This window comes from Eudoraea sp. (assembly GCF_049665975.1).
GTDB lineage: Bacteria > Bacteroidota > Bacteroidia > Flavobacteriales > Flavobacteriaceae > Eudoraea.
Map to the genome: position 1 here is coordinate 1 of NZ_JBATGR010000118.1, position 11479 is coordinate 11479.

An 11479-nucleotide genomic window follows, 5' to 3' on the forward strand; every position below is an offset into this window, starting at 1 on the left:
GTATGGGTTCCAGAATAGTCTTATATAGAATCTGAGTATCCAGTTTACTCAGGGCATCGGTAAATTTATAGACATTTTTCCTCAGGGATAATGAATAGAATGAGCCGTTGAGATACATGCTAAAATGATGCTTTTCATCAGGTTTATATAAATGGTCACCGTGATTTTTAATTGTATAAAATTTATCTAGTTTTATAAGAAACTCCTTTGCAGTAAGCCCGTTCAGATCACGTACCATTCTGTTAAATTCAAAGATTCTAATCTCCGATTGGGGGATTAAATAGCTCATAATGAAATTATAAGGTTCTTTGCCGGTATGACCAGGGTTTTTCTTTTGCGACATAAGAGATAAGAGATTCGAAGATGCACTTCTGTGATGCCCGTCAGCTATGTATAAGGAGTTTACCTTACCAAACTCATTCTGTAACTGTTTTAAAGTATTTTCTTCTGAAATTTTCCATAAGGTATGTGTTATGTTATCAGGAGTTGTAAAATGACATTGAGGATGATTTTTGATCTCGGTATTGACTATAACAGATATTTCATTTGTATCCGGATAAATCATCAAAACCGGCTCTGCTTTGAATTTAACTAATTGGAGGTAATTCGCAAATAATTTTTCCCTTTTTTCAAGTGTGTTTTCATGTTTTTTAATTACAGAATTCCTGTAATCCTCGGTACTGGTTGCGCATATTATTCCACAGCAATTAAAATTATCCTTTTCTATTTTATAAATATAAAGGCTATTCTCATTGTCCTTTATAAGAATTTGGTTTTTTAAAAAGTCCAAATAACGGTTGTGAATTAGTTTAAAACGTTCTTTGCCGGAGACCTTTCTGTTAATGCTGTTACCAGGATTAATTATATGTAAAAAAGAAAATGGGTTGTAGTCTAAGACACAGTCTAATTCCTTTTTTGAATATTCATCGTAAGAACGCGAGGCAACAAATGACACTTTATCCTTTGCCGGCCGGATTGCTTTAAATGGTTTAATAACTGCCATAGATTTATTGGGCAAATTGAGTGGCTACTTTTTCTGCCTTGCGCGATTCTGAATAGTTGTAAAACCCTTCCCCCGATTTAACTCCAGTTTTACCCGCCATTACCATATTTATAAGAAGTGGACATGGAGCGTATTTAGGATTTTTAAACCCGTTATGCATAACATTCAGAATTGAAAGACATACGTCAAGTCCAATGAAGTCTGCTAGTTGAAGTGGCCCCATAGGATGTGCCATGCCTAATTTCATTACGGTATCAATTTCTGATACGCCAGCCACATTGTTATAAAGGGTTTCGATCGCCTCATTTATCATAGGCATCAGAATTCTGTTTGCTACAAATCCGGGATAATCATTTACTTCCGTGGCTATTTTGCCTAATTTTTCAGAAATTTCCATCACCGCTAATGTAACGTCATCGCTTGTATTATAACCTCTAATAATCTCTACCAATTTCATTATAGGTACGGGATTCATAAAGTGCATTCCAATTACCTTGTCTGGTCTTTTGGTAGCCGCAGCAATTTGCGTTATTGAAATGGAAGATGTATTAGTGGCCAGAATTGTGTTTTCGTTACAAAAGATGTCAAGTTCTCTAAAAATGGATAGTTTTAAATCCACATTTTCAGTTGCGGCTTCAATTACCAGACCCACTTCACTTACCCCTTCCTTCAATGAGGTATATGTAGTAATATTCTCTAATGTATTTGTCTTTTCCTTATTAGTAATGACATTCTTTAACAGCATCCTATCCAGATTATTGGAAATTGTTAAAGTCCCTTTGTCGAGAGATTCCTGCGAGATGTCAACTAAATTAACCTTATAGCCATTTTGCGCAAAAACATGCGCAATTCCATTACCCATTGTACCTGCCCCTATTACTGCAATTGTTTTTATCATTTCATGCTATTTAACAAGTGAAAATTCCGTAATGCACGTTCTATTCTAAACCCATTAGTTTTTGAAAGACGAAATTACCTGTAATGCTACATCCAATGCCTGAGTACCCTGTTTTAAAGTTACCACAGGAGTGCTATCATTATTTATGGCCTGTGCAAAGGTTTCAAGTTCATCCTTGATTGCATTATTATTCAGAATTTCAGGGTTTTCAAAATAAATCTGTTTTTTATCTCCTTCCGCGTTTTGAAGCACCATATCAAATTCTCCAGGTTTTTCAGGAGCGTCTTTCATTTTAACAACTTCGACTTGTTTTTCAAGGAAATCTACAGAAATATATGCGTCTCGTTGAAAAAATCTAGATTTTCTCATGTTTTTTAATGAGATTCTACTGGCCGTAAGATTAGCAACACATCCATTTTCGAATTCAATTCTGGCATTGGCAATATCTGGTGATTTACTAATTACGGATACGCCACTGGCATTAATTCTTTTTACTTTGGAGTTGACTACACTAAGAATTACATCTATATCGTGAATCATTAAGTCTAAGACTACCGGTACATCAGTTCCTCTGGGGTTGAATTCTGCCAGCCGGTGAGTTTCAATAAACATGGGGTCCTTAATATTATTTTTAACCGCACCAAAGGCGGGGTTAAATCTTTCTACATGCCCCACCTGACCTTTCACCTGGTTCGCATCCTCAATTAGCAGAAGTTCCTCTGCTTCCTTCAAAGTGTTAGTAATGGGTTTTTCGATAAAGACGTGTTTTCCTTTTTCCATTGCTTTCTTCGCACACTCATAATGTGATAGGGTGGGTGTGACAATATCTACAACGTCTACCTCGTTCATTAGGGAATCTATATTATCAAAATAGGAATATCCAAATTCTGCCGCAACCTTTTCCCCGTTCTCAGCATCCGGATCGAAAAATCCAATTAGATCATATTCTTTGGATTCACTAAGAAGGCGCAAATGAATTTTACCTAAATGTCCTGCACCTAATACGCCAACTTTGAGCATAAGTTTATGTTTTTTCAAAAATAAGGAGATTAATTCTAAATTATGCCAATGTATCACTTGGAAAATACACCTATTTCCAATTTGATTTTCTAAATTTAGCAACACAAAACCAAACTATTGAAAGATACTTTCAAACATAAGGGAATGCGCAATAAACTTGTAGACACTATTGCGGCCAAGAATATAAAAAGCAAAACAGTTTTGAACGCTATCAGAGCGGTTCCAAGGCATTTGTTTATGGATAGCAGTTTTGAAGATCATGCTTACCAGGATAAAGCCTTTCCCATTGCCGCTGAACAAACCATATCGCAACCATACACTGTGGCCTTCCAAACAGAATTATTAGAATTAAATCCTGGGGATAAAATATTAGAAATTGGAACAGGAAGTGGTTATCAAACCGCTGTACTTCTGCGATTGAAAGCCAAGGTATTTACCATTGAACGTCAACTGGAATTATTCAAAAAGACCTCCATATTCTTTAAGAAAATGGGATACAGGCCCAAAAAATTTATTTTTGGAGATGGCTATAAAGGTCTTCCCGAGGAGGCACCTTTTGAAGGAATTATAGTTACAGCAGGGGCTCCGGAAATTCCTAAGGCTTTGCTATCTCAGTTAAAAATCGGAGGTAAACTGGTCATCCCGGTTGGTCTGGAGGATCAGATTATGACACGTATAATTAGAAAATCAGAAAAGGAATTTGAACGGCAGGAATTTGGCTCTTTTCGTTTCGTTCCACTTTTGGAAGATAAAAATTGATTAATTTATATACAGCTTAACAAATAATAGAGAGTTTAATTATTAAAACTCTTTTTAAGACGATCTAGATTTCTTTTATTATCTCTATCCTTAATGCTTTCCCGTTTATCATATAATTTTTTCCCTTTAGCCAGAACAATTTTAAGTTTAGCCAATCCTCTGTCATTTACAAAAAGATTTAATGGAATAATAGTAAGTCCGGTATTTTTTACTTCTTTCTCCAGTTTTTTTAATTCTTGCTTTTTTAAAAGAAGTTTTCGTTCAGCTTTGGGTCTGTGGTTAAAATGCGTGGCGTGTGAATATTCATCAACTTGCATATTTATGACAAAGAGTTCTCCCTGTTCATTGAACTCACAAAAGCTTTCTGTTATGGAAGCTTTACCCAGACGAATGGACTTTATTTCGGATCCTGAAAGTACAATTCCTGCTATATAGGTATCCAGAAATTCATATTCAAAACGGGCTTTTTTGTTTTTTATATTTATGGTTTTCTGCATAAGTAGCAAAAGTAAGAACAAATAACAGAGTACTATATATTGGAAAACGAATTTATTTTTGTGAAAATTGTAAAGAAATCATGACTTTTACGATTACTATAAAAACTTTTCCATGTTGAGATTAATTTTGATTATAATCTTTTTTATAACATTAGGCTGCAGGAATAAGAATTCTGATAATATTGCCGTACAGAATATTATAGATAAATCCATAGAAGTCTCCGGGGGTAATCTGTATAGAACATCTAATATATCCTTCACTTTTCGTGAAGTTGGGTATGAATTAGATAATAGTACAGGAAAAAAGATATTAAGACGAATTATTAATAAGGATTCGACCACCATTTTGGATATACTTGCGCATAATAATTTTCAACGATACATAAATGGCGCGGCTGTAATTGTAGCAGACTCAATGGCCACTAAATATTCAAATTCAATAAACTCTGTTCATTATTTCGCTTATCTTCCCTTTGGCTTAAATGACAAAGCAGTGAATAAAAAGCTTCTTGGTGAAACGCAAATAGGGGATAGTCAATACTATAAAGTGGAAGTTACTTTTGATGAAAAAGGTGGAGGTGAAGATTTTGATGATATTTACATCTATTGGATTAATAAAGAAACTTTTAAGCCAGATTACTTAGCGTATGAGTTTAATATAGATGGTGGAGGGACAAGATTTCGAGAAGCGTTTAATGAAAGAATAATAAATGGTATTCGGTTTGTTGATTATAATAATTATAAAGCTGCAACCAATATTTCTGTGTATGAGCTGGAAGAACTTTTCAAAACTAAAGAATTAGAACTTCTAACAACAATTGCCCTTGAAGATATTGAAGTTAATCCGGACAATTACAATTGAAATGTAAACGATTGACAGATATATTTTTACCTGTTACCTGTACTATAAAAAGACTTCCATTGTCATAATCATCCATAGCGGCATATTTATTTTCTCCAAGCATCTCATTTACAAAATCTGGTGTTGAATTACTGTGTCCGACTATAAGAATATTTTTACCTAAATTATCCATTTTAAATTGCTCGATATCAATATTGGACGGGTCATAATATTGAACGGTAATTTCCTGCTTAACAGAAGTTGGGGCAGCTGTCATGGTTGTTCTCTCAAAATCTGTAGAATAAATTGCATCAAGTTCAACATCATTCAATATTTCTGCCCAGTGCATGGCCCTTCCAAGTCCTTTTTGGCTTAATTCAGGATCAATGTCTTCTGAATTACTTCTGATCTTTTCTGCATGTCGTATGAAATAATACGTAGAAACAGCAGGCTCTGCATAGGCATCTGATAATTTTTGGTCATCTTTGCATGAGATAATGCCTGTAAATAAAAAGGCAAAGATTAGGAGTTTAATTGTTTTCATACTAGATTGTTTGTATAAGTTTAACGAGTGCTCTAATTTAACTGTATTTCAGCCAAATTAGTATGTTAACCCTTTGTTTTTTCTATAGTTATGTTGAATAAGATCCTGTTACTAGGTATGGTTTTGGTCCTTTTTTCGGTGAAAGCTCAGGAGCCAGAATTACCTTATGACTACAGACAACATAACCTTACTGAATTTAACAGTAGTTTATTAAGTCCGGTATTTTTATTGGATAGAAATAATCCACAATCTGTGGCATTATGGACCAGATGGCAATGGCAGACCTTGGATGGCAACCCTACAACCTTGTTTTTAAACTATTCTCGGAAGATAAATGAGGAATCTGGTATTGGAGGTGGATACATTCAACATAATACAGGTGTTTTTGTTAATCGCGGGGGCCTGTTAAATTATGCATATAACTTTGAATTGAGCGCTAAAGCCCAACTAACGCTTGGTGTAAATGTAATTGGTTTCCAACGAAAACTGGCCGAGGACTTTATTATAGATCCCGATTTTGGCTTACCAATATTTGAAGAAAGAAGTAACTTTATTTTGCAAATTGCACCGGCTGTTAAACTTCAGTTGAATGCTTTTAGTTTTGGTATCGCTATGGAGAATTTGGTAGATCGAAACTTTACAACCAATGAAGGTAATGCCAGTGCTTCGGGATTAATTTATATGGGTCTTGCAAGTTATGATTTCCCAATAACTATTTTTGGTGATTCCTCCACATCTTATATAAGACCAATTCTTTACTATAAGCGTTTGCCCGATTTTGACAATCAGATAGGATTAAACACTTTTTTTTCTACGCCAAAATTTTGGGCTCAAGTGGGATATAATAATTTTTACGGCATTTCTACCGGAATTGGAGGCCACTTCTTTAAAAAACTATCTATTGGCGCTTTGGTTGAATTTGGAACTAGTGCTGATATTAAAGGTGAGGATCCCAGTTTTGAAATTGTGACTGCCTTTAGTTTTGGCCAGCAGGTATTTGAAGTAGAGGAGGAGGATATTGTAGAGCCAGAACAGCTAGAGACAAAGGAAGAATTAGCGGTGTTGGAAGCCCAAAGAAAACAGGATTCGCTGGCAGCTGTTAAGGCGGCAGAAATATTAGCGCTGGAACAACTACAAAATCAGAAAAGTAAGGATTCAATTGCTACTGTAAACCAGCAAATTGAATTGGCAAAAGCCCAGGAACTGGCAGAAAATAAAAGAAAAGATTCAATTGCATTGGCAAACCAACAAATTGAATTAGCCAAGGCCAGAGAACAGGCAGAAAAGAAAAGACAGGACTCCGTAAGGATAGCTAAAGAGACGACTGCCATTGCTGCCATTAAAGCCGAACAGGAGAAAAGAAGGATAGACTCCCTAAATGCAGTTAAACAGGCAGAAGCATTGGCAGAGGCCAGAGATCTGAGGGAAAAGAATATACAGGATTCTATTAAGGCGCTTGAAAAAGAAAAAGCTGCTACAGAAGTAGTAGTATTGAAAAAAGGTGAAGTATACGAGGAAGTGGCTTCTGAAGAGGGCTTAGAACCCGGCTATTATTTAATAGCTAACGTCTTTGGTACTAAAAAATACTTTGAAGCTTTTGTCAAGAAGTTGTCAGATGAAGGGTTTCAACCTAAATCATTCTATCGGGCTAAAAATAAATATAACTACGTGTATTTAAAAAGGTATGACTCCATGCAAGAAGCAAGACAATCCAGGGATTCTAAATTTGGTGGGCGTTATAGCGGAAAAACCTGGATTTATAGAGTCGTAGGGAAGTAAATAACTATTTTTTGATTTCTTTTTTAACTAAAACATCAAGGTAGGCAATTGTGTTTATTAGATATTTTCTGTCACCTGTAATTGTTGCCATGGCTATAGCTCCTTGAATCATAGTGTATAACTGTTTTGCAAATTGTAAAGGGGTAACAGGTAGTTTCAACTCATTGTTACTTACCCCATTTTCCAGAATCAAAGCAATTTTCCCTTCAATTGTGCGCACGGTTTCATTGGCTGCCGCTTTTAGAGTAGCGTTATTATATTTGGCATCTACCCCTACATTTAAAACAGGACAACCTCCCATACTTACTGTGAAAGAGTCATAATTACGATAAAAGTCAGTAAGACAAAATAATTTTTCCAGAGCTGTACCTTCGGTATTCAACTTATCATCTATTGTCTTTAAAAGTAGTTTGCTGTTATATTCAAAGGCCGCAAGGGCAAGGGCCTCTTTATTTTCAAAATTACCATATAATGCTCCCTTTGTAAGACCTGTTGCTTCAGTAAGGTCGTTCATGCTGGTTCCCACATAACCGTGTTTATTGAAGATAGGGGCTACAGTTTCAATAATGTATGCAGTGGTTCTTTCAGCTTTGGTGGGCATAGGTCTTCAATTTTATACGAAGATAAAAAATCTATATACTGTATGGTATTTTAATTCATAAAAAAAATGTACCCTTTGACGAAGTAAATCGCAAGGGTACATTTTTCAATTAGTAACGGGCTTAATTAACTAATTCATTTTGATTTCGGAACACCAAACCGTCATCAAAAGAGTCTATTAACACAATACTATCCGCTTTAACTTTACCTCCGAGTAATTCTTTTGAGAGGCTGTTTAACACCTCTTTCTGGATCACTCTTTTTATAGGTCTGGCCCCGTATTGCGGGTCATAACCACGATTGGCGAGGTAAGCAATAGCCTCATTAGTCGCATCAATGGTGATATGTTGTTTAGCGAGCATTTTTTTAAGTTGCTCTAGTTGCAGTTTAACAATCTGCGTAATATCCTCCTTATTAAGGGGGGTAAACATGATGATATCATCTATTCTGTTAAGGAATTCAGGGCGAATGGTTTTTCTAAGAAGCCCCATAACTTCAACTCGGGCAGACTCCATGGCCGAATAGATATTATCTAGGACTTCAAATTTCTCTTGAATGATATGGCTGCCCATATTGCTGGTCATTATGATAATAGTATTTTTAAAATCGGCAACTCTTCCTTTGTTATCCGTAAGCCTTCCTTCATCCAGTACTTGCAATAAAACATTAAATGTATCGGGATGTGCTTTTTCTATCTCATCTAAAAGTATCACAGAATAGGGTTTACGGCGCACAGCTTCGGTGAGTTGCCCACCTTCATCATAGCCAATGTAACCAGGAGGTGCCCCCACTAATCTGCTTACTGAGTGACGTTCCTGATATTCGCTCATATCAATTCGGGTAAGTGCATTTTCATCATCAAACAGATAAGCAGCTAAGGTTTTTGCCAGCTCGGTCTTACCTACACCTGTGGTTCCGAGGAATAGGAATGAGCCGATGGGGCGTTTGGTATCCTGCAAACCTGCCCTGCTTCTTCTGATAGCGTCAGATACCGCCTGAATGGCCTCATCCTGCCCAACAACGCGTTTGTGCAATACATCTTCCAGATTCAATAGCTTTTCACGTTCGCTTTGTAACATCTTATTCACTGGAATGCCTGTCCATTTTGCGACAACTTCTGCAATATCTTCGGTAGTTACTTCTTCTTTGATAAGGGTTCCTTTTTTTTGCTCATTGCTAAGATCCTTTTGAAGTGATTCCAGTTTTGCATGGGCTTCCTTTATTTTTCCATATCGCAATTCAGCTACTTTACCATAGTCTCCATTTCGCTCTGCTCTTTCAGCCTCCTGTTTGAAATTTTCAATGTCCAGTTTTGTTTTTTGAATATTCTCTATCACTGTTTTTTCGCTCTCCCACTTGGCAAAAATCTCATTTCTTTCTTCCTTGAGATTAGCCAGGTCTACATTAAGTAATTTAAGTTTAGTTTTATCATCTTCTCTTTTAATTGCTTCTATTTCAATCTCCAATTGCATAACCTTTCTGTCCAGGACATCCAGTTCTTCTGGTTTGGAGTTTATTTCCATTCGCAATTTAGCCGCAGCTTCATCCATTAAGTCAATAGCTTTATCTGGCAAAAATCTATTGGTAATATATCGTTGTGATAATTCTACCGCGGAAATAACGGCCTCGTCCATAATTCTTACTTTATGGTGTGCTTCATATTTTTCTTTGATACCACGTAAAATTGAAATAGCACTTTCCGTATCAGGTTCGTTTACTATAACTTTTTGAAACCTGCGCTCCAGTGCTTTATCTTTTTCGAAGTATTTTTGGTATTCATCCAAAGTGGTGGCACCAATAGCTCGTAAATCTCCTCTTGCCAAAGCGGGTTTTAGAATATTTGCAGCATCCATTGCCCCTTGTCCGCCACCTGCACCAACCAGAGTGTGTATTTCATCAATAAAGAGTACAATATTACCATCTGATTCTGTAACCTCTTTAATAACAGCTTTTAGACGTTCCTCAAACTCTCCTTTGTATTTTGCACCTGCTATAAGCGCCCCCATATCGAGGGAATAAATAACTTTATCTTTTAAATTTTCCGGGATATCTCCTTGAACAATTCTATGGGCAAGTCCTTCGGCTATTGCAGTTTTACCGGTACCTGGTTCCCCAACCAACATGGGGTTATTCTTGGTCCTTCTTGAAAGAATTTGAAGTATTCTTCTTATTTCCTCGTCCCGGCCAATAACAGGATCCAGTTTACCTTTATCGGCTAGATCATTCAGGTTTCTGGCATATTTATTCAATGAATTATAGGTTTCTTCGGCACTTTGAGAAGTAACTTTACCTCCTTTTCGCAATTCTTCAATCGCTGCCAAAAGCTCCTTTTCCTGAATACCCTGGTCTTTTAATATTCTTGAAATTTTACTTTTAGATTTAAAAAGAGCTATTATCAGATGTTCTATGGAAACATATTCATCTTCCATCTTTCTCGCAATAACGTTAGCCTCATTCAATGTTTTACCTGCTTCTTTAGAAAAGAGTATTTCTCCACCAGAGACTTTAGGTAAGCTTTCCAGATCTTTTTCAAGTATTTGGTTTACTAGAGATATATTGACATTTAATTTTTTTAAGATAAATGGGAGCACATTCTCATCAATCTCTTCGATTGCTTTATAAATATGTTCATTTTCAATTTGGGGATTCTCCATACCCTGTGCGATTATTTGAGCACGTTGTATGACCTCCTGGGATTTGATAGTAAAATTATTAATGTTCATTATATATATATTTTCGTGTTAATGTTTAATTTTGAAATATATAGGACAACAATCTTACCATGGAGAATAAACAGACAAAATGTCGGAAAAATCAGGCAATAACAAGACATTTCGACAGCTTGTATGGAACTAAAATAAATCCGACTAATCAGTTTTAAAAAGAAAATGGGAATATTTAATAATTTATTTAGCAGTAAAAATACAAATCCTGAAGAACAGAAGGATCAATTGAAATGGATACCATTAACATCTGTGGATCAGCTCAATGAGATTGAACAAAATTCTTCCAAAAGGCCTCAGATTATTTTTAAACACTCCACTTCATGTGGTATCAGCAGTATGGTACTCAGAACATTCAGGAGTTCATATTTTCTTGAGGAGAATCAGGCTGATTTGTACTTTTTAGATTTGCACAGATATAGAGAAGTTTCAAATGAAGTGGCAAATAAATTTCAGGTATACCACCAATCACCTCAGGTGTTGATAATAAAAAATGGTATCGCAGTAGCTGATGAATCTCATGGGGCAATTACATCACTAAATTTATCAAGGTATATATAAAAAAACCCCGAAAATTCGGGGTTCTGATTTTAATTAAATTTCTGTCTCACTACGATGTCCTTCAATCTGGATTTTAAATCTTCACCGGCGTCGTAAACCATTTGCTCATTGGTAGGGAATGGTACTGCAACCCTATTTAATAATGGGACCAGATCATTGTCAAGCGCCCTTTTATCCCCGTTATAATTTGCATAAACATGTTCAAAAACAAATTCGCTACTAATAGGGTATGAATTGAGTTGTTGTTTCCTTTG

11 protein-coding genes and 1 pseudogene are annotated in these 11479 nt (G+C 35.9%); 4 read left to right on the forward strand and 8 right to left on the reverse strand.

Annotation, left to right across the window (positions count from 1 at the left end):
* From WBN20_RS04695 to WBN20_RS04705, 3 genes are all read right to left on the reverse strand, one after another.
* Positions 1-1003 (reverse strand): DUF1015 domain-containing protein (locus WBN20_RS04695; protein ID WP_424280882.1); only part of this gene is annotated, 1003 nt, incomplete at its 3' end.
* A 4-nt stretch (positions 1004-1007) separates the two neighbouring features.
* The gene (locus WBN20_RS04700) at positions 1008-1898 is read right to left on the reverse strand and encodes a 3-hydroxyacyl-CoA dehydrogenase family protein (RefSeq protein WP_424280888.1); all 891 of its coding nucleotides are present in this window, start codon (positions 1896-1898) and stop codon (positions 1008-1010) included.
* A 57-nt stretch (positions 1899-1955) separates the two neighbouring features.
* Positions 1956-2921, reverse strand: a complete 966-nt coding sequence (locus tag WBN20_RS04705) for a Gfo/Idh/MocA family oxidoreductase (protein ID WP_424280889.1) — start codon at positions 2919-2921, stop codon at positions 1956-1958.
* 117 nt (positions 2922-3038) lie between these two features.
* Here WBN20_RS04705 and WBN20_RS04710 point away from each other — a divergent pair, with 117 nt between their 5' ends.
* Positions 3039-3680 (forward strand): protein-L-isoaspartate(D-aspartate) O-methyltransferase, encoded by a 642-nt coding sequence (locus WBN20_RS04710; RefSeq protein ID WP_424273711.1) that lies wholly within the window; start codon positions 3039-3041, stop codon positions 3678-3680.
* Between the two features lie 35 nt (positions 3681-3715).
* Here WBN20_RS04710 and smpB read toward each other — a convergent pair whose 3' ends face one another.
* Positions 3716-4177 (reverse strand): SsrA-binding protein SmpB, encoded by a 462-nt coding sequence (smpB, locus tag WBN20_RS04715; protein WP_424273710.1) that lies wholly within the window; start codon positions 4175-4177, stop codon positions 3716-3718.
* 112 nt (positions 4178-4289) lie between these two features.
* Here smpB and WBN20_RS04720 point away from each other — a divergent pair, with 112 nt between their 5' ends.
* Positions 4290-5039, forward strand: a complete 750-nt coding sequence (locus WBN20_RS04720) for a DUF6503 family protein (protein WP_424280883.1) — start codon at positions 4290-4292, stop codon at positions 5037-5039.
* Here WBN20_RS04720 and WBN20_RS04725 read toward each other — a convergent pair.
* Positions 5017-5562, reverse strand: a complete 546-nt coding sequence (locus WBN20_RS04725) for a SixA phosphatase family protein (RefSeq protein WP_424280884.1) — start codon at positions 5560-5562, stop codon at positions 5017-5019. The two genes, WBN20_RS04720 and WBN20_RS04725, sit on opposite strands and share 23 nt — an antisense overlap.
* A 90-nt stretch (positions 5563-5652) precedes the next feature.
* Here WBN20_RS04725 and WBN20_RS04730 point away from each other — a divergent pair, with 90 nt between their 5' ends.
* Complete coding sequence (locus tag WBN20_RS04730; protein ID WP_424280885.1) at positions 5653-7341, forward strand: PorP/SprF family type IX secretion system membrane protein; 1689 nt, start codon at positions 5653-5655, stop codon at positions 7339-7341.
* A gap of 4 nt (positions 7342-7345) precedes the next feature.
* Here WBN20_RS04730 and WBN20_RS04735 read toward each other — a convergent pair whose 3' ends face one another.
* Together WBN20_RS04735 and clpB are read right to left on the reverse strand one after the other, a co-directional pair.
* Positions 7346-7942: a TetR/AcrR family transcriptional regulator gene (locus WBN20_RS04735; RefSeq protein WP_424272920.1), complete on the reverse strand. Its 597-nt coding sequence runs from the start codon at positions 7940-7942 to the stop codon at positions 7346-7348.
* A 121-nt stretch (positions 7943-8063) separates the two neighbouring features.
* Positions 8064-10664 carry an ATP-dependent chaperone ClpB gene (gene clpB, locus WBN20_RS04740; protein WP_424280886.1) on the reverse strand — a complete coding sequence of 867 codons (2601 nt, stop codon included), beginning with the start codon at positions 10662-10664 and terminating at the stop codon, positions 8064-8066.
* Positions 10665-10829: 165 nt separating this feature from the next.
* Here clpB and ytxJ point away from each other — a divergent pair, with 165 nt between their 5' ends.
* Positions 10830-11225 carry a bacillithiol system redox-active protein YtxJ gene (ytxJ, locus tag WBN20_RS04745; protein WP_424280887.1) on the forward strand — a complete coding sequence of 132 codons (396 nt, stop codon included), beginning with the start codon at positions 10830-10832 and terminating at the stop codon, positions 11223-11225.
* A gap of 29 nt (positions 11226-11254) precedes the next feature.
* Here the strand turns inward: ytxJ and WBN20_RS04750 are convergent.
* Positions 11255-11479 (reverse strand): annotated as a pseudogene (locus WBN20_RS04750) (hypothetical protein); the annotation flags it as partial.